Genomic DNA, 24,490 nt, shown 5'->3' on the forward strand with positions numbered 1-24,490 from the left:
CGGCGTTGTAAGAGCGCCAGTTCGTCGTGCGGTAGGTCGGAGGTGCAGGTTTGCTCATACCCTGCGACTAACACCTTGCAGTCACGCAGGGAATCCCTCACGATTTGTGCAACAGAGCCCCAACGACGGCATAAACGCTCAGTCAATATTTCCTCAAACCCCCGCCAACACCGCCACAATCGCCAGCGCGCTTGGCAAAGCCTGCACAAACAAGATCCGCCGTGACGCCGTCGCAGCACCGTAAATCCCCGCCACCAGCACGCAAGCCAAGAAAAACAACGCCACCCCGCGCCCCTCCGCCCCCAACCACAAAGCCCAAACCAACCCCGCCGCCAGAAACCCGTTATAAAGCCCCTGATTGCCCGCCAAAACTTTGCTCGCCGCCGCAAACTCCGCCGAGGTGCCAAACACCGCCCGCGTCCGCGGCGCTTCCCATAAAAACATCTCCAGCACCAAAATATAGACATGTAGCGCCGCAATCAGCGCCACCAAAGCCATAGCAATCATCCTGCAACCCTCCCCAAGCCGCCCATAACCACCCCAAACCCTTTCACATTGGCGATAAATATCCCCGCCGGAGGCTTCGCGGTTAAACCCCGCGCAACCTGTCAAAAACCCAGTCAGCACATCCGCATCCCCAAACTGCCCCCCGATGGCGGTGGGGTGGGCGGGTGGGCGCCGCCTGAGGGGGGCAGTCCGTCAGGCGCTCGGCATCCGCGCCTCAACCATCCCGGCATACCAGCTTGAGCCAAACGGGATCGCATTATCGTCAAAGTTATACGCCGGGTGATGCACCATCGCCGTATCGCCATTGCCAAGGAAAATATACGCCCCCGGCCGCTCCAGCAGCATGAAGCTGAAATCCTCCGCCCCCATCACCGGCGGCGTATCGGCGTTGACCTGCCCCGACACCGCCCGCGCCACCTCAACCGCGAAATCGGTCTGTGCGGGCGCGTTCACCGTCACCGGATAGCCGCGCGTATAGTCCACAACAGCCACCGCCCCCAAAGCCTGCGCCACCCCGGCCGTGATCTCTTTCACCCGACCCTCGACATAATCCTGCACGCCGAAATCCATCGTCCGCACCGTGCCCTTCATCTTCACCACCTGCGGGATCACATTATGCGCCGTAGAATCCGTCGCCACCGTGCAGACCGACACCACCACCTGCTTCAACGGATCGACCCCGCGTGAGGCAATGGTCTGCAACGCCACGATGATATGTGCTGCGACCACCGTGGTATCAATGCATTCGTGCGGCTTGGCGGCATGACCGCCCTTGCCCGTCACCGTGATCTCAAACTGATCCGCCGCCGCCATCATTGCCCCCGGGCGAATGGCAAAATGTCCAACCGGAATCCCCGGCATATTGTGCATGCCGTAAACTTCCTGAATCCCCCAACGGTCCATCATGCCATCGGCGCACATCTCGCGCCCACCGCCGCCGCCCTCTTCCGCAGGTTGGAAAATCAACACCGCCGTGCCGTCAAAATTCCGCGTCTCCGCCAGATATTTCGCAGCCCCCAGCAGCATCGAGGTATGGCCGTCATGCCCACAAGCATGCATCTTCCCCGGCACCTTTGAGGCGTAGCTAACCCCGGTCTGCTCGATGATCGGCAGAGCATCCATATCCGCCCGCAGCCCGATCACCCGCCCCGCAGTGTCGGTTTTTCCTTTGATAACAACCACAACGCCAGTACGCCCAATCCCCTCGGTCACCTCATCACACCCAAACGAACGGCATAGTTCTGCCACGCGTCCCGCCGTGCGATGCACCTCGAACAACAACTCGGGGTTCTCGTGGAAATCTTGCCGCCATCCGGCGATCTCGGGCAGCATCTCGGCAAATCGGTTTTTTACGGGCATGATGGCTCTCCTTTTGCGTGCAGCCTGTGCCAATCGCGCCCGCGCCGCAACCCCTCAGCCGCGCGCCTCGACCATCCCCGCCAGCCAAGCAGCGCCGTAAGGCAGGCCGGCGTCATTGAACGCATACGCTGGATGATGCAAAAGCGGCCCGTCGCCATTACCGACAAACATGAACGCCCCCGGCACAAGGGTAAGAAACTCGGAGAAATCCTCAGACACCATCATCGGTGCGACATCGCCCTCAACCGCGCCAGACAATCCCCGCGCCACATCCAACGCATACCCCGCACAATTCGCATCATTCACCGTCGCAGGTGCATCGCGCAAATACTCAACCGTCGCCACCCCACCATGTGCCGCCGCAATCCCCGTCACCACGGCGCGCAAACGGTTCTCCACCAAATCCTGCACCGCCAATTCAAACGACCGCACTGTCCCCGTCAGCACCACCCGCCCCGGCACAACACAAGCCCCCGAGCCGTCGCTTACCACCGTAGACACCGCCAACACCGCAGGCTTCAACGGATCAACGTTGCGCGATACCACCGTCTGCAACGCCACCAGCACATGCCCCGCGATCATCACCGGATCGAGCGCCAAATGCGGTTGCGCCGCATGACCACCCCGCCCCGCAATCTCAATCGAAAACATATCCGCCGCCGCCATGATCGGCCCCGGACGTGACGCATAAGCCCCCACCGCCAACCCCGGCATATTGTGCAAGGCGTAAATCTCATCAACCGGATAGCGCGCAAGCAAGCCAGCCGCGATCATCGCACGTGCGCCACCGCCCGCTTCCTCACCGGGTTGAAAAACCAACACCGCCGTCCCGGAAAACCCGCGCGATGCCGCCAGATATTTTGCCGCTGCAAGCAGCATCGCGGTATGCCCGTCATGCCCACACGCATGCATAACTCCCGGCAGGGTCGAGGCAAATTCCACCCCCGAGGCCTCGGAAATCGGCAAAGCGTCCATATCCGCCCGCAGCCCAATCCGCCGCCCTGGCCCAGCACCGTTGATCACCGCCACAACGCCCGTGCCACCGACGCCAGCCTCGACCACATCACAGCCAAAGCCACGCAGCAGTTCTGCCACGCGGGCGCTGGTGCGGTGTTCCAGAAAACTCAACTCTGGATGCGCATGAAAATCGTGCCGCCATGCCACCGCTTCCGGTAAAAACGCCTCAATCGCTGCGAACATCTGCCCAACCATTTTGGCCCCTCAGGAAAACTTCCGCCGCGCATCGAGCGCGAGGCCCGTCCCGACCGAACCAAGCATATCCCCGGTAGCAATCGCAACCCCCGGCAGCGCCGCCTGCACACACGCCCGCAAAATCGGCAAGCCAGATGAGCCGCCTGTCATAAACACCGTGCCAATATCGCCGATACCAACACCCGCTTGCGAAAGCACCGCGCCCAACCGCTCGGAAATCCGCTCCACCAATGGCAGTACCGCCGCCTCAAAGCCTTCCCGCTTCAGCATCGGGTTCGGCCCCCCAGTCAAAGCCGCCAGTTGCAGCCGCACAGCATCCTGATCCGACAGCGCGATCTTCGCCGCCTCGACCGCCATCGCCACCGCATGACCTTGGCGTTCCGAGATCACCTTCATCAACCGATCCAGTAATTCCGGCCGATCAATCTCGCGCCGAAACGCCTTCAAATCCGCGAGACAGCGCTGGGTATACAGCATGTTGATCCGGTGCCAAGTCGCCAAATCCAAGAAATAATGGTTCGGCATCAGGCCCTTGCCGTGCTTGGTCGTGGCCTTATAGCCCAGATGCGGCATCACTTCGGCCAGACTCAAAAACCGATCAAAATCCGTGCCGCCAACCCTGATCCCGTCATTCGCCAGAATATCGCCCGCCCGATCCGCCGCCCGCGCCCGCTCTGGCGACACCCGCACGATGGAAAAGTCCGAGGTACCGCCGCCAATATCGACGATCAGCACCAATTCTTCGCGCGCAATGCCCTGCTCATACTGCAACGCCGCCGCAATCGGTTCGTACTGAAACGACACCTCGCGAAAGCCCAAACCGCGCGCAATCTCCTCCAGCGCCACCTGCGCCTTCAAATCCCCCGCCGCATCGCCATCAACAAAATGCACCGGGCGGCCCAGCACAACCCGATCCGCCCCCGGCGCATGAAGGCGCAACACCTCTACCATATGCCGCATAAAACGTGTGAGAACCTCGCGGAACGACACCGCCCGCGATCCAACTGCCGTGCGTTCGTCAATCATCCCCGAGCCGAGCGTGCTTTTCAGCCCCCGCATCAGCCGGCCTTCGTCGCCGCGCAAATAGGCCGCAATCGCCGCGCGGCCAAACTCTGGCGCGCCACCGTCCTGCTCCCAAAACACCGCCGAAGGTAAAGTAACGGCCTGATCTTCCAATGCGATCAGCCACGCGCGGGTTTCATCCGCCAAGGAAACCGTCGAGTTAGAGGTGCCAAAGTCGATCCCACAAAACAGCGTCATAGCAGCCCCCGAGCGTTCGCAAAACGCGCGGTATAGCGATCCGGGCAAGGGAAGTAAACCGGCCCCAACGCCCCCGCTCTGCAATTTCATCTTGGCAAAAATATCCCCGCCGGAGGCTTCTGCCAAAGCCGCCAAAACCACAGCTTAAAACCCTAACGCCGCGTTAACGCGCCCTTATAACCTATTGATTTCCAATAAAACCTATGCCTGCCCACGCGTGGACACGCCCCAAGTCGCTACCCCAGAATCGCCAAAACGTAGTTCTGCGTCTCATCATAAGGCGGCACCCCGCCATGCTTTTCCACCGCCATCGGCCCCGCATTATAAGCCGCCAGCGCCAGCTTCCATGTCCCAAACCGATCATACATCATCCGCAGATAGCGCGCGCCGCCCTCAAGGTTCTCACCCGGATCGTTGATATCCACCCCCAACCGATCCGCCGTCCCCGGCATCAGTTGCGCAAGCCCCGTCGCCCCCTTGACCGACACCGCCCCGGTATTCCAGCCGCTTTCCTGTTGCACCAGTCGCAAGAAAACATCCTCCGGCACGCCATGCTTGCGGGCTGCGGCCTTGGCGACCTCCAGATACTCACCCTTATACTTGCCGGAAAACCGCGGTGTCGGCGTATCCGAGCCGCCCGCATCCGCCTTGCTGTAATTCGGCTTCAGCCGGTCCGAGCCTTCATACTCCACCGCCAGCCGCCCATCCAGCAGCGCCATTTGCGATTTCAGCATATTGGCGCGGTTTTTCTTGCCGCCCAGCTTCAACGCCTCCGCCTGCGCCATCACAGGGGCAGCCAAAGCCAGCCCTGCGGCCATCATGATCGTCAACACCATCGGCGAAAATCGCATGGAGACCCTGTCTTCAACCCAGACCAAAACTGGCGGCACTATACCGAAGTTTGCACCAAGTTCCAGCGCCGTGATCTGACCCGCCCAGACTGCTTCGGCAAAACCTTGCCGGAGCCCCGCAAGCTGCCCGGTTGCGGGGCGCATGGCGGCGGTCTATAGAAATTATTAACCACCTGTCGCGATGCTGGCGGGGATTTACGGAATCAGGGAGACTAGGATGGCAGGCTCGGTCAACAAGGTGATCATCGTCGGAAATCTGGGCCGCGACCCGGAAGTGCGCAACTTCCCGAACGGCGGCAAAGTGGTGAACCTGCGCATCGCCACCAGCGAGACCTGGCGCGACAAGCAAAGCGGCGAGCGTAAAGAGCGCACCGAATGGCATTCCGTGGCGATTTTCAACGAGAACATCGGCAAGATTGCCGAACAATATCTCAAAAAAGGCTCGACGGTTTACATCGAAGGCCAGTTGGAAACCCGCAAATGGCAGGACCAATCCGGCGCGGATCGCTACACCACCGAAGTCGTGCTGCGGCAGTTCCGCGGCGAGTTGACGCTGCTGGGCGGTCGGGATGGTGGCGGTTCGGGTGGCGGCGGTGGTGATGATGATCGCGGCCGCTATGAAGATCAGGGCGGCGGCTCGGGTGGTGGTGCGTCAGGCGGCGGCTACAGCCGGGGCGGGTCGAGCGGCGGCGGCTATGGCGGCGGTTCATCGTCGGGTGGCGGGTCTGGCAGTGGCTCGGGCGGCAGTTCGGGTGGTGGGCGCTCGGACATCGACGACGAAATCCCGTTCTAAACATAACGCCGCGTTCTGTATTTAACTCTAGCAAGGCCATATCCCCTGATGTCCAGCGCGGACCGCAATCGCGCCATTGATGCATTGAAGCTCGCTCTGGCTTTCATGGTCGTCGGTATTCACGCCAATCCGTTTGCCCCGCTGGGGCGAACGGCGATTCTTTTGACCGGCGACGGGCTGTTCCGGCTGGGCGTGCCGATCTTTCTGCTGTTCAACGGCTATTTCCTGCAGGCAGCGGTCGAACGCGCGCGCGGGTGGGCCTATGTCCAGCGCGGGGGCCAGCTTTATGTGCTGTGGATGCTGCTGTATCTGCCGATCTATTGGCCGATGCTGCTGGCCCATTCGCCCCTGCAAAACCTGCGCAGCGCGTTGTTTGGCTATTGGCATCTGTGGTATTTGGCCGGAATGGTGATGGCGGCGGCGCTGATCGTGGTCATCGCGGCATGGTCCAGCCGGGCGCTGGCTTGGTTGGCCGCCCTGACCTTCTTTGCCGGCATTGCCGTCACCTATGGCATCGCTTGGAACCTGATTACGCCCAACAAGCTGATTTTCTCTGACCCCTTGCTGGCCAATCGCAATCCGCTGCTGCTGTGTTTGCCCTTCATGCTGGTGGGGTTCCTGATCCGGCGCGAGAGCATCGCCGAGCGGTTGCGCGTTGGTTGGCTGCAACTGGCTGCGGCCATCGGTGTGGCGCTGGTGCTGGTCGAATCACTGGCTCTGGCGCGGTTTGCCCCGAAGGGCGTCGGGCATGACACGCTGCTCGCACTTGGCCTTGCGGCCCCGGCGCTGATGCTGCTGGCGTTGAAAGGCTCCACGTTGGTGGCCGACCGCCGCTTGGGGGATTATGCCTCGGGGATTTACTTCATCCACGTCGCGTTTTGCGCGGTGCTGTTTCGCTACAGTGTGCTGCCCCGGCCCGCGATCTATCTGCTGGCGGTCGCAGGCTCAATCCTGCTGACATGGGCGATCCGGCGCGGCGGCTTGGCGCGGCGGTTGCTTTAACCCAGGCTCGGCATCAATATCTGGCGCAAGATCTGGCCCCGGGATCTGGCCTGTGGTTTGACGCGCAAACCCGCAAGGTCGAAAACTGCTTTGCCGCACTGGACCTTTGCTGGCCATTCCCTATATAATTAGTCAACTAACCGCGTGAGAATGTGATGACCCAGCTGCAAAACCAGATTGAGGGTGCACCCCTGATTCGCCCCTCCTCGACCGAACATGCGCTCTATGAGCAGATCGTAGAGGCCTGCCGCACGGTCTATGACCCAGAAATTCCGGTGAATATCTATGATCTGGGTCTGGTCTATACCATTGAAATCAGCCCGGAAAACGCAGTTGAAATTCTGATGACCCTGACTGCGCCCGGCTGCCCGGTGGCGGGAGAGATGCCGGGTTGGGTGCAGGATGCGGTGGAACCCGTCGCCGGGGTGAAAGAGGTCAAGGTCGGCATGACCTTTGATCCGCCTTGGGGGATGGAGATGATGTCGGATGAAGCGCGGCTGGAATTGGGCTTTATGTAAGGCCCTGCGCGGGGCCGCGTAATCTAACACTCTTGCAGGACGCCTGCTGTAATCCTATCTTTGCTGTATAGCTTAAAGGACCAAATCCATGTTCGGCATCCCCGGCAAATCCGCCGTTACCCTGACACCCATAGCCGCCAAGCAAATCGCGCGGCTGATGGCAAAGCAAGGCTCGCAGGGCCTGCGCATCGGCATCAAAAAGGGTGGCTGCGCGGGCATGGAATACACCATGGATTACGTGGCGGAAGCCAATCCGATGGACGAAGTGGTCGAGCAAGACGGCGCACGGGTGCTGATCGCGCCGATGGCACAGATGTTTCTGTTCGGCACCGAGATTGATTACGAGATGGATCTGCTGCAAGCCGGCTTCAAGTTTAACAACCCCAACGTCGCCGAGGCCTGCGGCTGTGGCGAAAGCATCAAGTTCAAAGACGCCTGATCCTGCGCGGTTGTTCTTCTGACGGCACTCTGCCTGATCCCGGTGATCTGATCGCGCGGCTGACGCCGCAAGACCCTTGAGCGCTGACGCGCGGTGGGCGCGGGATGCAGCGTTCGGGCTGGATTTGACGCCTGGCTTTAGCGGCTGCGTTGCGATCAGATTGAGTATTTTCAAAAGAGCAAATGCAAGGGCTTTCCCTTGGCGCTGCGCTTCGCTAACCCTTTGGCGAACATTGGGGGGATGCGATGAAAAAGCTGGCCGCAGGCAACTGGAAAATGAATGGCAACCGGGCGGCTTTGGCCGAAGTTGCGCGCCTTTTGTCGGCACATCCCGCGCCTGCCTGCGAGATGCTGCTCTGCCCGCCCACCACTTTGCTTGCCGAGATGGCAGCTTTGGCCGCAGGATCGGCGCTGCAGGTTGGCGGGCAGGATTGCCATCCGAAAGCCTCTGGTGCGCATACCGGCGATATTTCGGCGGCGATGCTGGTGGATGCGGGCGCAAGCCATGTGATCTTGGGCCATTCTGAGCGCCGCGCCGATCATGGCGAAAGCGATGCTTTGGTGCGGGCCAAGGCGGAAGCCGCCATTACCGCAGGCCTGATCGCTGTGGTTTGCCTGGGCGAGACCGAAGCGCAGCGCGATGCGGGCGAGACGCTTGCGGTGATCGCAGCGCAACTGGACAGTTCTGTGCCCAGCACCGCCACCGCGGCCAATCTGGTTTTAGCTTATGAGCCGGTCTGGGCGATCGGCACCGGGCGTACCCCCACTTTGGAGCAAATCGCCGAGGTCCACGCCTTCCTGCGCGCCCGCCTCACCGCGCATATCGGTGACGAAGCGGCGAAAACCCGCCTGCTTTATGGCGGTTCGGTGAAGCCCTCCAACGCCAGTGAAATCTTCGCGGTGCCGGATGTCGATGGCGCTTTGGTTGGCGGCGCCAGCCTGAAAGCCGCCGATTTTGGTGCGATTGTCAGTGCCCTCGCCGCAGCCTGACCTGCCCGCGTCGCGGATGGATCAGCCCGGACGGACGCGCTCTGTTAGACCCAAGCTATGAGCGTAGAAGCCAACACCCCCGCCACCCCTGCCCCCAGCCTGCTGGGCGCAAATCTGATCTGCATGGCCTCGATGCTGGTCTGGGCCGCAGGCCTGCCTGCCGCCGATTTCATCATCCCGCTGCTGCCTGCTGATCAGCTAAGCGCGTTGCGGATGGCGCTTGCGGCCCTCGCCCTGTTGCCGGTCTGGGCGCTGATGGAGGGGCCGGGCGCATTCCGGCGCGTCAACTGGCTGAAAGGCATCGCCGTCGGCAGCCTGATCGGCTTAGGCGCATGGTTTTTGATTCAGGGTCAAGCCCGGGGTGGCGCGGTGACCGCAGCGGTGATCTCGGCCACGCTGCCGGTGGTTGGCATCGCGATGGAGGTCGTGCTGGATGGCCGCAAACTGAGCGTCGCGCTGGTGCTTGGTCTGCTTTTGTCGCTGGCCGGGGGAATGATGGCGCTGGATTTCAAAGCCGGTGGCATGTCGATGGGTTTTGGCGCGCTTTTGTGCTTCGGATCGGTGCTGTCTTTCACCTTGGGCTCCCGCCTGACCGTCACCGCCTTCCCCGGCGTCTCGCCCATCGGCCGCACCGCGCTGACAATTTCAGGGGCTGCGATTGCGGTCTCCACCGTGGCGGCTCTGGGCATAGCCTTTGGCACCCCGCCACCAGATTTCAGCGCTTGGGGCTGGAAAGAAACCCTTGCCCTGCTGGCCTTCTCGGTCGGATCACTGGGGATAAGTCAGCTGATGTGGATCATGTCGGTGGAGAAACTCGGCATCGGCCTGTCGGGCCTGCATATCAACGCAGCCCCCTTCTACGTCATGATCATCCTGTTTCTGCTCGGCGGGCGCTGGGATTGGGGCCAAGCCGCCGCGGCCTGCCTTGTGGCCTTCGGTGTGCTGATCGCGCAGGGTATCATCCCCTTGGGGCGGAGAGCCTGAACATGGCCGGCCTAAACACGCTGCACCAATCGCCGCTAGACTCCGCTTTTGTGCAAAACCCCTATCCGTTCTATGAGACCGCCCGCAGCCTTGGCCCATTCTTCCATTGGGCCGAGTATAACATGGCCTGTACCGGCAATGCCGCCGCCACCAGTGCAATCTTCCGTGACCGCCGCTTTGGTCGTGAGGCCCCAACTGAGCTGGCCCCGAAAATCCCCGACCATCTGAAACCGTTCTACGCGGTTGAGGCCCATTCGATGCTGGAACTGGAACCACCCCGCCACACCCGACTGCGCGGTCTGGTGCTGCGCGCCTTCACCTCGCGCCGCATCGCCGCGCTGCAGCCCGAGATCGAAGCTCTGACCCATCAGCTGATCGACAGCTTCCCCGCAGGCCCGTTCGATCTGCTGGCGCGGTTCGGACAGAAGCTGCCCGTGATCATCATCGCCCGCCTGCTCGGTGTGCCGGAATCCATGTCCGACGATCTGCTGAAATGGTCCAACGCCATGGTCGGCATGTATATGGCGGGCCCAGCCGATCCTATCGCACGCCGCGCCCGCGAAGACCGCGCGATTGCGGCGACGGAAAGCTTCGTCGCCTTCATGCGGCAATATGTCGAGGCCAGCCGCCAAGACCCGCGCGACGATCTGATCACTTCACTGATCGCCGCCGAAGAAGCGGGCGAAAAGCTGACCACCGATGAGTTGATCACCACCTGCATCCTGCTGCTGAACGCGGGGCATGAGGCCACCGTCCACACCATCGGCAATGGCGTGAAAACCCTGCTGCAAACCGGGCATACTGTCACCGCTGAGAACGCCGGGACCTGCATCGAGGAAATCCTGCGCTTCGATCCCGCCCTGCATATGTTCAACCGCTGGGCCTATGAAGATATCGAGGTGATGGGCCACAGCTTTCATCGCGGCGACCAAGTTGCGCTTTTGCTGGCAGCCGCCAACCGAGACCCCGGCGTTTGGGAGAACCCCGACCACTTCCAACCAAACCGCCCCGCAAAACCGCATGTCAGCTTCGGCGCAGGCCTGCATTTCTGCGTCGGCGCGCCCCTCGCCCGGCTGGAGTTGCAAGCCGCCCTGCCGATCCTGTTCCAGCGCCTGCCGAAACTGCGGCTGGTGGAGGCTCCGGTTTACGGCGATGTCTATCACTTCCACGGACTGACCAAGTTGATGGTGCGGGCAGATTAGGGGCCAGCCCCTCGCCCTTTGGGCTCACCCCGGGATATTTAGACCAATGTGAAAGCCCATTTTGGTGTGCTTATCTTTCACATTGGAACAAATATCCTCAGGGGGTGAGGCGAAGCCGAGGGGGCAGAATGCCCCCTGAAATTCGCCCTATTGAATTTCGCTTGGCACTACAGCGGCAAAACCGTCGTCGCCTTGATTTCTTCCATGCTTAAAAGCGCCGTCACGTTATAGATCTTCACTTCCGAAATCAGCGCCTGATAAAACGTGTCATAGGCCCGCGCGTTTTTCACCCGCACCTTCAGGATATAGTCAATATCCCCCGCCAGCCGATGCGCCTCCAGCACTTCTGGACGCGAGCGCAGCACCTGCAAAAACTTGCGCTGCCAGTCGGCTTCATGCTCGGATGTGCGGATCAGCACGAAGAAACACGCCTCCAACCCCAGACTTTCGGCATCAAGCAATGCCGTCTGCTTCAGGATCACCCCCTGCTCGCGCATCCGCCTTATGCGGTTCCACACCGGGGTTTTGGACGACCCCACCTTGCGGGCGATTTCATCCAACGACTGCTCGGCATCCTCTTGCAACTCGGCAAGAATTTTCCGATCCAACTCATCCAACTGGGCCGCCATTCGCCAGACACCTTGCTTTGCGGAAATTCATTCCATTCCGCCCGAGTATCGGAACATTCTTCCTTATCCGCAAGGGGGACTGGCGAAAACAGGGGAAAATATCCTATATTGAGCGGGTAAAACAACGCGATCACGCCACGACCTGCCCAACTGCCCTTGCAGGACGTCGCGCGATCCACTACCGCCTCGCGGCAACCAACACCGCCACACCGAGCACTCCCAAAGGGACACAAGCATGAGCCGCCAGTTTATCCCGAAAGTCGTCACCGCCAATGATTTGCGGCAAGGCGACGTGGTCTATCTCACCGCCGATGACCGCTGGAGCCGCCAGCACCACGAGGCCGAGTTGATCGAAGACGAAGCTCATGCCCAAATCCGCCTGCTGTTCGGTGCTGCCCAACGCAATGTGATCGTCGGCGCTTACCTCGCCGATGCCAAGGCCGGGCCCAACGGCCCCGAGCCGGTGCATTTCCGCGAGGCGTTCCGCACCCGTGGCCCGTCGAACTATGCGCATGGCAAGCAAGTTGAGGGCAAGCAAGTGGATCTCTACCATGTATAGCTACTCCGACTTCGACGAATCTTTTGTGCGCGCCCGCGTTGCGCAATTTTCCGATCAGGTCAGCCGCCGTCTGGATGGCAGCCTGACCGAGGATGAATTCCGCCCGCTGCGCCTGATGAACGGGCTCTATCTGCAATTGCACGCCTACATGCTGCGCGTCGCCATCCCCTACGGCACTTTGAACCCCAACCAGATGCGCCAACTCGCGCTGATTGCCGACACTTGGGATAAAGGCTACGGCCACTTTACCACAAGGCAGAACATCCAGTTCAACTGGCCAAAACTGCCCGAGGTGCCCGCGATCCTTAGCGCCTTGGCCGATGTTGAAATGCACGCAATCCAAACCTCTGGCAACTGCGTGCGCAACGTCACCGCCGACCATTTCGCCGGTGCCGCCGCGGATGAGATCGAAGACCCGCGCCCCTATGCCGAACTGCTGCGTCAGTGGTCCACCGACCACCCGGAATTCCAATTCCTGCCGCGCAAATTCAAAATCGCCGTCAATGGCAGCCCCAACGACCGCGCCGTGACCAAAGCCCATGACATCGGCCTGCGCATGGTGCGTAATGCGCAAGGTGAGCCCGGCTTTGAAGTCATGGTCGGCGGTGGCCTTGGCCGCACCCCGATGATCGCCTTCACCGTCCGCGATTTCTTGCCCATCGCCGACCTGCTGCCCTACGTCGAGGCGGTGCTGTCAGTCTACAACGTGCTGGGCCGCCGCGATAACAAATACAAAGCCCGCATCAAGATCACCGTGCATGAGACTGGCCGGGATGAGATTTCCCGGATGATCGAAGAACGCTTCCTCGAAACCCGCTTGCAATTTGGTGGTGCCGACCAGATTTTGCTGGATGACATCCGTGCAGCCTTCGCCCCCCCGGCGTTCCGCAACGCGCCGACCGATGGCTACGACGCGTTCTACAAAGCCGACCCGTCTTTCCGCGCTTGGGTCGATACCAACCTCGCCCAGCACCGCAATGACCAGTATTCTATCGTCACCATTTCGGTGAAAGCCCACGGCGAAACCCCCGGTGATGCGACAAGCGCCCAAATGCGCGTCATGGCTGATCTGGCGGAAAAATACGGCCACAGTGACCTGCGCATCAGCCACGAGCAGAACGTCATCCTGCCGCATGTCCATAAATCCGACCTGCCCGCCGTCCATGCGGCCCTGACCCAAGCTGGCTTGGGGACCGCCAACGTCGGCCTGCTTTCCGATATCATCGCCTGCCCCGGCATGGATTATTGCGCTTTGGCCACCGCCCGCTCGATCCCCGTGGCACAAGAAATCGCGCTGCGGTTTGAGGAACTCAAACTTGAACACGACGTAGGCCCGCTGAAAATCAAAATCTCCGGCTGCATCAACGCCTGCGGCCACCACCATGTCGGCCATATCGGCATCTTGGGGCTGGACCGCGCAGGCGTGGAAAACTACCAGATCACCCTGGGCGGTGACGGCACCGAAACCGCCGCGATTGGCGAAAAAACTGGCCCCGGTTTTGCCTATGACGAGATCGTCCCCGCCATCGAGCGGATCATCCGCGCTTACCTCGCCATCCGCGAGGATGCGTCGGAAACCTTCCTGCAAACCTACCGCCGCGCAGGTTTCGCCCCCTTCAAATCAGCGCTGTATGACGTTGAAGGCGGCCGTGATGCCGCGTGATTTCCCCGCAGGTTCGGTCGCCGAGCGCGTCACGGCGCTGAACGCCCGCTACAAACATCATGCCGCCACCTCGGTGCTGGAACATGCGCTGAAGGATGATGATCTGGGCCAAGTGGCGCTGGTGTCCTCCTTCGGCGCTGAATCCGTGGTGCTGCTACATCTGGTGTCAGTGATAGCACCCGAAACCCCGGTGTTGTTCATCGACACCCGCATGCTGTTCCAGGAAACCCTCGACTACCAGCGCGAGCTGGCCGAGAAACTCCACCTCTGCGACGTGCGCACCATCCGCGCCAACCCGGCACGGCTGAACTTTGAAGACCCCGACAACACCCTGCACCAGTTCAACACCGATGCTTGCTGTGCCGTGCGCAAGGTCGAACCCTTGGAACGCGCCTTGGCCCCGTTCGATGGCTGGATCACCGGACGCAAGCGCTTCCAAGGCGCGACCCGGCAAGCGGTGGAATTCTTCGAGGCCGAGGGCGACACCCGCATCAAGGTCAACCCACTTGCCCATTGGGGCCGTGACGATCTGGAAGAATACATCGTCAACAACCGCCTGCCGCGTCACCCGCTGGTGGCCCAAGGTTATCCTTCCATCGGTTGCACCCCCTGCACCAGCAAAGTCGCCCCCGGCGAAGACCCCCGCTCGGGCCGCTGGCGCGGGCAGGACAAAACCGAATGTGGCATCCATTTTATCAATGGCAAAGCCGTCCCGATCAGAAAGGATACCGCCGCATGAGCGTCCTCGTCACCGATCAGGGCTTTTCGCCCGCCCCCGAAGTCAACGCCGTGACCTTGGCCGATATCGCCAGCCACCACGGCACGGTGGACCTGCTCCACACTGACGCCCCCGAAGCCCTGCTGCCTTACCTCGCCGACCTCACCCTGATCCGCATCGCCTTCCCGGCGTTCTCGGATGGCCGAGCCTTCACCATCGGCCACCGCCTGCGCGCGCTGGGATACGAAGGCCATCTGCGCGCCATGGGCCCGGTGATCGCCGATCAATATCCGATGGCGCGGCGCATTGGCTTTGACGATGTGGAAATCCCCGATGAGATGGCCGCCCGCCAGCCCGAGGCGCAGTGGAAATCCCGCGCCGACTGGAAGGCGCACGACTACCAAGCCCGCCTGCGCGCTTAAGCCCAATTTCCCCGCCCCAAGTATCGGCTCTATAATATTGCTAATCTCTGCCAGGTTTTTGTTTACGAAAGCCTGAAATATTTGTATGTATACGAACGAAATAAACGAGAGAGCCCGCATGTCCTCCTCCGCCGAAGCAACCATCGCCCCCGCCAAACCGCACCTGCCCGATGCGCAAACCGTCACAGCGGTGAAGCACTGGACCGACCGTCTGTTTTCCTTCCGCGTCAGTCGCCCCAAAACCCTGCGGTTTCGCTCGGGTGAGTTTGTGATGATCGGCCTGATGGGCGACACCGGCAAACCGCTGCTGCGCGCCTACTCCATCGCTTCCCCGGCTTGGGATGAGGAGTTGGAGTTCTACTCGATCAAAGTGCCGGACGGTCCGCTGACCTCGAAACTGCAACACATCCAAGTCGGCGATGAGATCATCCTGCGCCCGAAACCCGTCGGCACCCTTGTGCATGACGCGCTGCTGCCCGGCAAACGCCTGTGGCTTCTGTCCACCGGCACCGGCTTTGCCCCCTTTGCGAGCCTGCTGCGCGAGCCGGAAACCTACGAGAAATACGACCAGGTCATAATGATGCACACCTGCCGCGAAGTCGCCGAACTCGCCTACGGTCAGGCCCTCGTCGAAAGCCTCGCCGAAGACCCGCTGATCGGCGAATTGGTCGCAGGCAAACTGCGCTACTACCCCACCACCACCCGCGAGCCATTCCACCACATGGGCCGCGTCACCGATAACCTCGCCTCGGGCAAGGTGTTCACCGACCTCGGCCTGCCAAAAATGAACCCCGAGGAAGACCGCGCCATGGTCTGCGGCAGCCTTGCCTTCAACGTCGATGTCAAAACCATCCTCGAAGGTTTTGGCCTACACGAAGGTGCAAACTCTGACCCCAAGCAATTCGTGGTCGAAAAAGCCTTCGTCGGCGACGGCATCTGACGCCAAGCTATTTCATCTGTTCTTAAATATCCCCGCCGGAGGCATCCGACATAGGCATCAGGAGCCTCCGGCGGGGATATTTAAGAACAGATGAAACCCCAAGAGCCCACGCCCTTTGACTTTCCGCGCCGATTGACATATATATCAGTCAATCCGTATGGAGGTCACGATGAACATCCTCGCCTTTGCCGATCATTCCCTGTTCCAGCCCCGGCTGCTGGCCGAGGAATGGCTGACCACTCAAGATGAAATCGCCCGAACCGCAGGTCTTGGCCGCGATGCGATTGCGCGCAAGGATCGCTTGGCCTCGGCGAAAACCCAAACCCGGTTGCGCGAGATGGTCGAAATCATCAACCGCCTCACCCCGCGCTTTGGCTCCGGTCTGGTGGCCTATGCGTGGTTCCGCTCGGAACCGCTGCCCGGCTTTGGTGGCCTGACCCCGGCGCGGCTGCTGCAGGATGGCAAGGCGGCTGCGGTGATGGACTATATCGACGCGGTGGATGCGGGCGGCTTTGCCTGATCCCTCGACCAGCTGCCAAGGCCCGCTCTACCGCGCCCTCAACCCGATCTGGGCGCGTGACCCGCTGTCGGGTGAGGGTGCAAAACGCCACGGCGGCCGCTTTAACGCCAAGGGTCGCGCAGCGCTTTACACCGCGATGACCGTGATGGACGCCGTGGCCGAGGCCAACCAGATCGGCCGCCCATTTGAACCTGTGACGCTGGTCAGCTACGACGCCGATCTTGTACAGATCTTCGACAGCCTAAACCCGGCACATCTCGCAGCCCATGGCATCGCCGCCGCCGATCTTGCCGCCGATGACTGGCGCTTGCAGATGATGGCGCAGGGCCGCTCAAAGGCGCAAGATATCACCGAAGCCCTGATCGCCGCTGGCTACACCGGCCTGATCGCGCCGTCCTTCGCCAAAGGCGGCCCGCCCGGCGCGCGCAATCTGGTGCTGTGGCAGTGGCCCAGTCTCAAGCTGATCGACACCGAGCACCGCCTGCAATGAAAAGGCCGCGCTCGGGTTTCCCCGGCGCGGCCCGATCTTGCCCTAAGGCGAAGATTACATGCCCTTTTGCCCTAAGGCAAAAATTACATGCCCAGTGCGGTTTTCACAGCAGCCAGAGCTTCCGGCACTTTCGCCGCATCAGTAGCCGCTGCATCAACGCCAGCCTTCAGGGTGGTTTTCATCGCAGCGTCCAAAGCCGACGCGTCGATCATCGCGTTGACCTTCGCCGCGTCAAAGTTTGCCGGGTCCAAAGCTGCCATCGCATCGGTCGCAGCCGAGGTCATAGCACCTGCAGCCTCAGTCGTCGCCGTCGCAGCACCAGTTGCAGCTTCGGTGGTTGCAGCCGCCGCAGCGGTTGCTGCGGTCGCAGCAGCTGCCGCCGCATCGTCAGCCGCTTTCTTGGTCGCTGCCGCAGCATCAGCCGCCGCAGTTTCCGCAGCCTTGGCCTCAGCCGCAGCCATAGCCGCCGCTTCCTGAGCAGGCTTCATGCTGAACTGGTAATAGCCAGCACCGGCCAAAGCGATCAGCACGATGCCGATAAGGACGTTCTTGTTCATGTTTATTCTCCCAATACCGAGTACCCTTCGGTTACCCCGGCTATGACAGAATCGACAGCAAAAGGAAAGACCTACGCAGCATCCCCACCCCCACGCAGCCAAACCAAGCGCAAATCATCCGGCTTTTAAGGTTGAAGCTGTCGCCCACCAAGACTATCTTGTGCCAGCCAATAACCATTCAAAGGACCACCACCATAGCCCGCAGACCTCACAATGCCCCGCCGCAACGCGAAACCGGCCCGCGCATCAACGATCGCATCCGGTCGCCCGAGATTCGCCTGATTGGCGCAGATGGGGAAAATGTCGGCGTCGTCACCCCCGCACGCGCGATGCAGATGGCCGAGGAAGCCGGGCTCGATCTGGTGGAAATCTCGCCAAATGCCGAGCCTCCGGTGTGTAAAATCATGGATTTCGGCAAGTTCAAGTATGAACAGCAGAAGCGTGAGGCCGAAGCCCGCAAGAAACAGCACATTATTGAGATCAAAGAGATCAAGTTCCGCCCCGGCACTGACACGCATGATTATGACGTGAAGATGCGCTCGGTGCTGAAATTCCTCGAAGAAGGCGACAAGGTGAAAGTCACCCTGCGCTTCCGCGGTCGCGAGATGGCACACCAGGAACTCGGTCTGGAACTGTTGCACCGAGTCGCAGCCGATGTCGGCGAGGCGGGCAAAATCGAATCGATGCCGCGGCTTGAAGGCCGCCAAATGGTGATGATGGTGACGCCGAAGTAAGGCGGCCCGGCAAATATGCGGAATTTGGGGGCCACTGGCCCCCTTTTTCATGCCCAAATTTCATCATTCCACTTTTTGGTTGACTGATGTCGCACAACAGTCTAATTCATCCATATGGTTGAACAACAAGCCCCCACCGAAGACCCCCTCACCGAAATCCTCAAAGCCGCGAGCGATCCCACCCGGCGCGGCATCCTGACCCTGCTGGCGCAATCCGGCCCCACCCGCGTGACTGAGATCGCCGCGCGTTTTGACATCAGCCTCAACGCCGTCTCGAAACACATCAAAGTGCTGGAGCAAGCCGGCCTCGTTTCCCGCCGCACCCTGTGGCGCGAGCATCTGATCGAGGTGCAGATGGCTCCGCTGGCCCTGATCGACCAATGGTTCGCCGCTTTGCGCTCGATCTGGGCGCTGCGCCTCGAAAAACTCGATGACCTACTCACCAAGGAGCAGACCGATGACTGAACTTTCCCTCACCGTATCCCGCCTGATCGCAGCCCCGCCCGAGCGGGTGTTCGCAGCATGGCTCGACCCCAAAATGCTGATGAAATTCATGACCTCTGGGATCGGCGTCAGCGTCGCCCATGCCGAAACTGACCCAAAAGTCGGCGGCCGCTATGCCATCACCATGAAGGTGGAAGACCGCGAAATCCCGCATGGCGGCACCTATCTGGAAATCACCCCGCACAGCCGCCTCGGCTTCACTTGGGAATCGCCGCATTCTGCCGAAGGCAGCACCATCAGCATCGACTTCTCCCCGCAAGACGGCGGCACCTTTGTCACACTGACGCAGCTGCGCTTCAAGTCCGAGGATAGCCGTAACGGACACGAGCGCGGTTGGACCAGCATCCTGAACGCGCTGCAAGCCACCCTCGCCTGACGCGCCGATAGACAGACAACATCGCCTGCGCTACCCCTATGCGATCCGATGCAAAGGCGCAGGCGATGAGCACCCCCGACCCCAAAATCGACGCCTTCTTCAACGCAGCCCCAATCTGGCAAGCCGAGTTGCGCGCCCTGCGCGCCATTCTGCTGGGCTGCGGTCTGACGGAAATTTTCAAATGGCGCGGCCCCTGCTATTGCTTTGAGGGTGGCAATGTCGCCACCCTCTGGGGCTTCAAAGACGCCTGCGTTCTGGGCTTTTTCAAGGGCGTCTTACTGCCCGATCCAGAAGCCATCCTGATACCTCCCGGCGAAAATTCCCGTTCCGTGCGGATGGTGAAATTCACCGATATGGCGCAAATCACCGCCGCCACAGCGACCCTGACCGCTTATACCGAGGCCGCCATCGCGCTAGAGAAATCCGGCCAGAAAGTCACCTTCGCCAAGGATGATCTGCCCTATCCCGAAGAACTGATCGCAGCCCTCGACGAAAACCCCGATCTGGCGCTGGCCTTCGACGCGCTGACACCGGGCCGCAGACGCGGTTATCTCTTGCATTTCAACCAACCCAAAGCCTCCACCACCAAAACCGCCCGCATCGAAAAACACAGCGCCCGGATTCTGGATGGCAAGGGCATGCACGATCGGTAGGGCGGGGTTCACCCCGCCATTTTTGAGATACCCGTAGCCTCCCCCCAAAAACCCCCTATGAAAGCCCCTGCCATGCCCTCACCTTCGATGAAAACCATCGGCATCCTCGGCGGCATGTCTGCGGCCTCAACCCAAACCTACTACCGCCCCCTCTGTGATCTGACGCGGCATCGCCTTGGTGGCCTGCACTCGCCCGAACTGCTGATCCGCTCGATAGATTTCGCCCCGATTGCCGCCCTGCAAGCCAGCGGTGACTGGGATGCCGCAGGCGATATCCTCAACGCAAATGCAAAAGCCCTGCAACGCGGCGGCGCCGACATCCTGCTGCTCGCCACCAACACCATGCACAAACTGGCCGCCCCGATGATGGACGGCGTCACCATTCCCCTGCTGCACATCGCCGAGGCCACCGCCACCCGCATCGCCCAAGCCGGGCTGACACGCCCCGGCCTGATGGCCACCGCCTTCACCATGCAGGAAGCTTTCTACACCGACAAACTTCACGCCGCTGGCCTGACCCCGATCATCCCCGACACGGATGATCGCAGCACCATCCACCGCATCATCTACGCCGAGTTGTGCCGCGACATCACCACCGATGACAGCCGCAGCGCTTTCGAGTCCATCGCCGCCCGCCTGATCACGCAAGGTGCCGATTGTTTGATCCTCGGCTGCACCGAAATCGGGATGCTTTTAAGCCAAGCCAACGTCGCGGTCCCGGTGTTCGACACCACCTTGATCCATTGCGAAACCGCGCTCGATCTGGCGCAAGTCTTAACAAATCCTTAAATCAACACACCCAAGTCATTGATATAAAACAAACAAAAAAGGTCCCGAGTTGGGACCACCCTATACCCCCCGCAAAACCGCCGTCACCTCGGCCAGAATGGACACCGCAATCTCCTCCGGCCCCTGCGCCCCAATCGCCAGCCCCACCGGCGCACGTATCCGCCCGATCTCGGCCTCAGAAAACCCCACAGCCCGCAACCTTTCCAGCCGCGCCGCATGAGTCTTTCGCGACCCTAAGCACCCGAGATAAAAACACCCCGACCGCAACGCCACCATAATCGCCGGATCGTCCAGCTTCGGATCATGGGTCAGCGTCACCACCGCCGTCCGGCTGTCCAAGCCCAACCCAAGAAGCGCTTCGTCCGGCCAAGCCTCCAAGATCACCTCGCCGGGAAACCGCGCCGCCGTGGCAAAACTTTGCCGCGGGTCCACCAGGATCGGATCATACCCCGCCAGCCGCGCCATCGCGACCAAGGCTTGGGCCACATGCACCGCCCCCACCACAATCAACCGCAAGGGCGGGTTGCAGGGCAGAATGAACCGCCCGTCCTCCACCCCAGCCTTATCCGCCCGCAAGCGCGCATCCACCGCAGCCTCGTCCCCCAAGGCCATTAGCCTGCGGCTCCAATCCGCCATGTCCACCACATAGCCCACCGCAGCCCGCGCCGCCCGTGCCGCCACCAGATCCTCCAGCAGCCCCAACATCGGTGCCACAGGCTCCACCAACACCCGGATCGTCCCCCCGCAAGCCAACCCCGCCGTGAACGCCGTCTCATCCGCCACACCATAGCTCAGCAGCCGGGGCACCCCAGCGGCAATCGCCTCCAAAGCCTCCAGCACCACAGCACCCTCGACACAACCGCCCGAAACCGAACCCGCCATCTCGCCCAACTCTGACACCGCCATCTGACTGCCCGCCCGGCGCGGCGCCGAGCCCCAGGTTTCCACCACCGTCGCCAAGGCGGCAGCTTTGCCCGCACGCGCCCAGGCGAGGGCGGCTTCGGGGATCAGATCATGGCTCATGCTGGGGCTCCTTTCCAGCCAACTTGCCGCAAAGCCAAACCGCCCGCCACCGCCAAAACGAAAAAGGCCCCGAGGTTTCCCCCGGGGCCTTCCGCACCATTTGATGCTTACTTGCCGACCTTCAACAGCGGCGTGATGATCCGCACCGCCACGCGACGGTTGCGCTTTTCATCGCTTTGGGTGTCGATTCGCAATTCGGTCTCACCGTAACCTTGGATGACCATGTTTTCCGGCGGGATCTCGAAATACTCGCTCAGCGCCAGTGCCACCGATTCCGCACGACGATCCGACAAAGCAAGGTTCATCGCAGCCTTGCCGGTTGCATCGGTGTGGCCTTCGATCAGGAAAATCTCGCCGGGGTTTTTATCCAGCATTTCCTGCATCAAGCTGCCCAGATCAGCCAGATCCGAGGCCTCATCCGCCGTGATCGCCGAAGATCCCGACTCGAAATTGACGTTATCCACATCAATCGTCGCGGCCAGCCAGCGCACCTGCGGAATCTCGCGGATCTGACGCAGGCTGAAGGTGCGGCCGATTTTCTCGATGTCCTTCGCCGCAAGCGCGGCTTTCAGCGCATAGTCGTTGTCCGAGGTCGAGATCACCACCCGATTTGGACGTGGCTTCGGCAGATCGCGCACGATCACCACCTGTTCTGGCTCAAGATCGTCGATCAGCACCAATTCGCGGCCCCGGCTGTCATATTGCGAGCGGCGCAGCACACGCCCAGTGGCATCACGGATCGTCACGATCTGGGTGCCATCGGCACGTTCCACAATCGAACGGGTAGAGCCATCGCGGTAGGTTTCGGTCCGCACGTTCGAGCCCGGTTGACGCAGCACGGCATCATCGTCCTTGTAGACCTGATAGGTGCCATCGGGTTTCAGCACCACAACCCGGTCGCCGGTGTTCGAGACCACTTGCGCGCCCTCACGACCACGGCGGTCTTTGTTGTTGTCCTTGATGATCGCACCGACCACCAAAGCGCCCAGCGCCACCAGACCGACTTTTTCCAGATCGGACAGGCCGCTCTTTTTCTTCTTGTCGCTACCCAACATCACCGGTGCCGGCGCAAATTCCTGCGTCGAAGACCGCACGCTGTCATTGGTCAGCATTTCGGTCACGGTCGCGACCGCATCTGCCGACGGGGCTTGATCGGTGGGCTTTTCACCCTCCACAGCAGGTGTAGCCGTTGCCAAAGCCGCAGCCGCCCCCAACGTGGCCGGATCAACGCCTTCTGGCTGCGCCAAGAGGTTGGTCAGGGTTTGCACCTCTGCTTCAGACGCAACCGGCGCGTCAACTGGCGGGGTGTCAGGGTTCATCACGGGTGGCGAGGTTTTCAGGCCAGCCGAGGGGTCAACCACGCTGCCATCCGCCTCAACCGCGATTTCCTTTTGCGCTTCGGCGAGGGACTTTTCCTGCTCGGCGGCTTGGGCTGTGGCTTCTGCTTCGGTCATAGCCGCACCGGTTGCCGGATCAACCACAAGGGTTTCCCCGGTGGCCGGATCGGTCACCGTGGCAGGCAGCACGACGGGTGCATCCGTTGTGGTTGCATCAACCGCAGCCGGGTCCGCACCCTCTGCCGGAGCAGTTTCAGTGGTGGCATCCGCAGGTGCCGCTTCTTCGGTCGCAGGGTCAGCCGGTGCCGCTTCGACCGTCGGATCCATCGGCGCGGCATCGGAATCATCCGCCGGAGCGGCTTCGGTCGCCTGATCCGCCGGGGCGGTTTCGTCAGCCGGAGCAACGTCAGGCGTCACCTCGGCGCCAGCTGCGGCATCAGCCTCAGCTTTGGCGGCAGCGTCTGCATCGGCTTGCGCTTTGGCATCGGCATCGGCTTGTGCGGCTGCATCGGCCTCGGTGGTGGCCTTCGCGTCAGCCTCGGTTTGGCCAGCCACGGCGGCATCAGCAGCGGCTTTCGCATCAGCATCAGCCTGCGCTGCAGCTTCCGCATCGGCGGCGGCTTTCGCATCAGCTTCGGCGGCCGCAGCATCAACAGCGGCTTTCGCATCCTCGTCAGTCTGAGCCGCAGCTTCCGCATCGGCGGCGGCTTTCGCATCAGCCTCGGCTTGTGCGGCAGCATCCGCTGCAGCCTTTGCATCGGCGTCAGCCTGTGCGGCCACATCGGCCTGAGCCGCAGCCTCGGCATCGGCTTGCGCTTTTGCGTCAGCATCGGACTGCGCAGCAGCTTCTGCATCAGCCGCGGCTTTCGCATCGGCTTCCGCCTGTGCCGCAGCTTCTGCTTGGGCTTGCGCGGCAGCGTCCGCCTCGGCCTGCGCAGCGGCGGCAGCTTCGGCTTCTGCTTGGGCAGCCGCAGCAGCGGCATCTGCCTCGACTTGCGCCTGCGCTTCGGCTTCAGCCGCCGCCGCAGCTTTGGCCGCATCTTCCGCAATCCGCGCCGCGATCGCATTGGCCTGATCGACAAATGCCGCCGGATCGCAAGCCGCATCTGCGGTCGGTTCGCACAAAACCGTGCCATCCACAGCCACCACAGCACCGCTGTCCGTCAGCGTTTGCGCCATCAAGGGCCAAGGCTGTACGTTGAACATCGCCATCGACAGCGCCGTGGTGGTTCCAAGCATTCTTCTCATTGGTCGTCCTTTCAAAATCGCGTGGCGGCAAGGTTCAAAACTGATTCCGAACTGGGCCGCCTCTTTGGCATCAAAGCACAGGATGGGCGGTGATATGCGATAACAGCGACTAAACCGCAGGCCAAATTGGCTGGGTTTTGCAATGATATCGGCTAGCAGTCCTCCCAGATCGCTCTCCTGTGCCAGCCGCTCGCACCTGCCTCGTTCAGCGC

At 61.5% G+C, this 24,490-nt stretch carries 28 protein-coding genes; 19 read left to right on the forward strand and 9 right to left on the reverse strand.

Annotated features, from left to right (window positions below):
• Positions 1–153: 153 nt before the first annotated feature.
• The 5 genes from ACP7AP_RS00005 to ACP7AP_RS00025 all read right to left on the reverse strand — a co-directional run bounded on the left by ACP7AP_RS00005 (position 154) and on the right by ACP7AP_RS00025 (position 5,156).
• Entirely contained in the window at positions 154–507 is a 354-nt protein-coding gene (locus ACP7AP_RS00005; protein ID WP_426030950.1) for a DUF1304 domain-containing protein, read from the reverse strand.
• 192 nt (positions 508–699) lie between these two features.
• Positions 700–1,866, reverse strand: a complete 1,167-nt coding sequence (locus tag ACP7AP_RS00010; RefSeq protein WP_426030952.1) for a M20 aminoacylase family protein — start codon at positions 1,864–1,866, stop codon at positions 700–702.
• Between the two features lie 54 nt (positions 1,867–1,920).
• Complete coding sequence (locus tag ACP7AP_RS00015; protein ID WP_426030954.1) at positions 1,921–3,078, reverse strand: amidohydrolase; 1,158 nt, start codon at positions 3,076–3,078, stop codon at positions 1,921–1,923.
• A 9-nt stretch (positions 3,079–3,087) separates the two neighbouring features.
• Positions 3,088–4,338 carry an Hsp70 family protein gene (locus tag ACP7AP_RS00020; protein WP_426030956.1) on the reverse strand — a complete coding sequence of 417 codons (1,251 nt, stop codon included), beginning with the start codon at positions 4,336–4,338 and terminating at the stop codon, positions 3,088–3,090.
• Between the two features lie 236 nt (positions 4,339–4,574).
• Positions 4,575–5,156: a lytic transglycosylase domain-containing protein gene (locus tag ACP7AP_RS00025; RefSeq protein ID WP_426031394.1), complete on the reverse strand. Its 582-nt coding sequence runs from the start codon at positions 5,154–5,156 to the stop codon at positions 4,575–4,577.
• 250 nt (positions 5,157–5,406) lie between these two features.
• On the opposite strand from ACP7AP_RS00025, the gene ssb reads away from it, so the two are divergent.
• From ssb to ACP7AP_RS00060, 7 genes are all read left to right on the forward strand, one after another.
• Positions 5,407–5,982 carry a single-stranded DNA-binding protein gene (gene ssb, locus ACP7AP_RS00030; protein ID WP_426030958.1) on the forward strand — a complete coding sequence of 192 codons (576 nt, stop codon included), beginning with the start codon at positions 5,407–5,409 and terminating at the stop codon, positions 5,980–5,982.
• A 48-nt stretch (positions 5,983–6,030) separates the two neighbouring features.
• Positions 6,031–6,984: an acyltransferase family protein gene (locus ACP7AP_RS00035; protein ID WP_426030960.1), complete on the forward strand. Its 954-nt coding sequence runs from the start codon at positions 6,031–6,033 to the stop codon at positions 6,982–6,984.
• Positions 6,985–7,139: 155 nt separating this feature from the next.
• Positions 7,140–7,502, forward strand: coding sequence for an SUF system Fe-S cluster assembly protein (locus ACP7AP_RS00040; protein ID WP_426030962.1), 363 nt, complete (start codon positions 7,140–7,142; stop codon positions 7,500–7,502).
• An 88-nt stretch (positions 7,503–7,590) separates the two neighbouring features.
• The gene (locus ACP7AP_RS00045) at positions 7,591–7,941 is read left to right on the forward strand and encodes a HesB/IscA family protein (protein ID WP_426030964.1); all 351 of its coding nucleotides are present in this window, start codon (positions 7,591–7,593) and stop codon (positions 7,939–7,941) included.
• A 245-nt stretch (positions 7,942–8,186) separates the two neighbouring features.
• Complete coding sequence (gene tpiA, locus ACP7AP_RS00050) at positions 8,187–8,930, forward strand: triose-phosphate isomerase (protein WP_426030966.1); 744 nt, start codon at positions 8,187–8,189, stop codon at positions 8,928–8,930.
• Positions 8,931–8,987: 57 nt separating this feature from the next.
• Positions 8,988–9,914, forward strand: coding sequence for an EamA family transporter (locus ACP7AP_RS00055; protein ID WP_426030968.1), 927 nt, complete (start codon positions 8,988–8,990; stop codon positions 9,912–9,914).
• 2 nt (positions 9,915–9,916) lie between these two features.
• On the forward strand, positions 9,917–11,116 hold the full coding sequence (locus tag ACP7AP_RS00060; protein ID WP_426030970.1) for a cytochrome P450: 1,200 nt from the start codon (positions 9,917–9,919) through the stop codon (positions 11,114–11,116).
• A gap of 167 nt (positions 11,117–11,283) precedes the next feature.
• On the opposite strand, the gene ACP7AP_RS00065 is transcribed toward ACP7AP_RS00060, so the two are convergent.
• Positions 11,284–11,745, reverse strand: coding sequence for an Lrp/AsnC family transcriptional regulator (locus ACP7AP_RS00065; RefSeq protein ID WP_054004843.1), 462 nt, complete (start codon positions 11,743–11,745; stop codon positions 11,284–11,286).
• 235 nt (positions 11,746–11,980) lie between these two features.
• Here ACP7AP_RS00065 and ACP7AP_RS00070 point away from each other — a divergent pair, with 235 nt between their 5' ends.
• The 7 genes from ACP7AP_RS00070 to ACP7AP_RS00100 all read left to right on the forward strand — a co-directional run bounded on the left by ACP7AP_RS00070 (position 11,981) and on the right by ACP7AP_RS00100 (position 17,057).
• Complete coding sequence (locus tag ACP7AP_RS00070) at positions 11,981–12,304, forward strand: DUF2849 domain-containing protein (protein WP_426030972.1); 324 nt, start codon at positions 11,981–11,983, stop codon at positions 12,302–12,304.
• The gene (locus tag ACP7AP_RS00075) at positions 12,297–13,967 is read left to right on the forward strand and encodes a nitrite/sulfite reductase (protein ID WP_426030974.1); all 1,671 of its coding nucleotides are present in this window, start codon (positions 12,297–12,299) and stop codon (positions 13,965–13,967) included. Before ACP7AP_RS00070 ends, ACP7AP_RS00075 begins: the two co-directional genes overlap by 8 nt.
• Positions 13,957–14,706, forward strand: coding sequence for a phosphoadenylyl-sulfate reductase (locus ACP7AP_RS00080; RefSeq protein ID WP_426030976.1), 750 nt, complete (start codon positions 13,957–13,959; stop codon positions 14,704–14,706). Before ACP7AP_RS00075 ends, ACP7AP_RS00080 begins: the two co-directional genes overlap by 11 nt.
• On the forward strand, positions 14,703–15,107 hold the full coding sequence (locus ACP7AP_RS00085; RefSeq protein WP_426030978.1) for a DUF934 domain-containing protein: 405 nt from the start codon (positions 14,703–14,705) through the stop codon (positions 15,105–15,107). Before ACP7AP_RS00080 ends, ACP7AP_RS00085 begins: the two co-directional genes overlap by 4 nt.
• A 118-nt stretch (positions 15,108–15,225) precedes the next feature.
• Complete coding sequence (locus ACP7AP_RS00090) at positions 15,226–16,047, forward strand: ferredoxin--NADP reductase (RefSeq protein WP_426030980.1); 822 nt, start codon at positions 15,226–15,228, stop codon at positions 16,045–16,047.
• A gap of 169 nt (positions 16,048–16,216) precedes the next feature.
• Positions 16,217–16,567, forward strand: a complete 351-nt coding sequence (locus ACP7AP_RS00095; protein WP_426030982.1) for an MbcA/ParS/Xre antitoxin family protein — start codon at positions 16,217–16,219, stop codon at positions 16,565–16,567.
• Positions 16,560–17,057 carry an RES family NAD+ phosphorylase gene (locus tag ACP7AP_RS00100; RefSeq protein ID WP_426030984.1) on the forward strand — a complete coding sequence of 166 codons (498 nt, stop codon included), beginning with the start codon at positions 16,560–16,562 and terminating at the stop codon, positions 17,055–17,057. Before ACP7AP_RS00095 ends, ACP7AP_RS00100 begins: the two co-directional genes overlap by 8 nt.
• A gap of 83 nt (positions 17,058–17,140) precedes the next feature.
• On the opposite strand, the gene ACP7AP_RS00105 is transcribed toward ACP7AP_RS00100, so the two are convergent.
• A complete protein-coding gene (locus ACP7AP_RS00105; protein WP_426030986.1) occupies positions 17,141–17,614 on the reverse strand; it encodes a hypothetical protein in 474 nt (157 codons plus the stop codon).
• A 131-nt stretch (positions 17,615–17,745) separates the two neighbouring features.
• Here ACP7AP_RS00105 and infC point away from each other — a divergent pair, with 131 nt between their 5' ends.
• The 5 genes from infC (at position 17,746) to ACP7AP_RS00130 (ending at position 20,670) form a co-directional block, all read left to right on the forward strand.
• Positions 17,746–18,348: a translation initiation factor IF-3 gene (gene infC / locus ACP7AP_RS00110; RefSeq protein ID WP_426030988.1), complete on the forward strand. Its 603-nt coding sequence runs from the start codon at positions 17,746–17,748 to the stop codon at positions 18,346–18,348.
• 114 nt (positions 18,349–18,462) lie between these two features.
• On the forward strand, positions 18,463–18,813 hold the full coding sequence (locus ACP7AP_RS00115) for an ArsR/SmtB family transcription factor (protein ID WP_426030990.1): 351 nt from the start codon (positions 18,463–18,465) through the stop codon (positions 18,811–18,813).
• On the forward strand, positions 18,806–19,228 hold the full coding sequence (locus ACP7AP_RS00120) for an SRPBCC family protein (RefSeq protein WP_426030992.1): 423 nt from the start codon (positions 18,806–18,808) through the stop codon (positions 19,226–19,228). Before ACP7AP_RS00115 ends, ACP7AP_RS00120 begins: the two co-directional genes overlap by 8 nt.
• A gap of 65 nt (positions 19,229–19,293) precedes the next feature.
• Positions 19,294–19,881: a YdeI/OmpD-associated family protein gene (locus ACP7AP_RS00125; RefSeq protein ID WP_426030994.1), complete on the forward strand. Its 588-nt coding sequence runs from the start codon at positions 19,294–19,296 to the stop codon at positions 19,879–19,881.
• 57 nt (positions 19,882–19,938) lie between these two features.
• On the forward strand, positions 19,939–20,670 hold the full coding sequence (locus ACP7AP_RS00130) for an aspartate/glutamate racemase family protein (protein ID WP_426030996.1): 732 nt from the start codon (positions 19,939–19,941) through the stop codon (positions 20,668–20,670).
• Between the two features lie 60 nt (positions 20,671–20,730).
• On the opposite strand, the gene ACP7AP_RS00135 is transcribed toward ACP7AP_RS00130, so the two are convergent.
• Entirely contained in the window at positions 20,731–21,693 is a 963-nt protein-coding gene (locus ACP7AP_RS00135) for an XdhC family protein (RefSeq protein WP_426030998.1), read from the reverse strand.
• A gap of 107 nt (positions 21,694–21,800) precedes the next feature.
• Positions 21,801–24,278 carry an OmpA family protein gene (locus ACP7AP_RS00140; RefSeq protein WP_426031000.1) on the reverse strand — a complete coding sequence of 826 codons (2,478 nt, stop codon included), beginning with the start codon at positions 24,276–24,278 and terminating at the stop codon, positions 21,801–21,803.
• Positions 24,279–24,490: the final 212 nt, after the last annotated feature.

This window comes from Cypionkella sp. TWP1-2-1b2 (assembly GCF_049896245.1).
Lineage (GTDB): Bacteria > Pseudomonadota > Alphaproteobacteria > Rhodobacterales > Rhodobacteraceae > Cypionkella.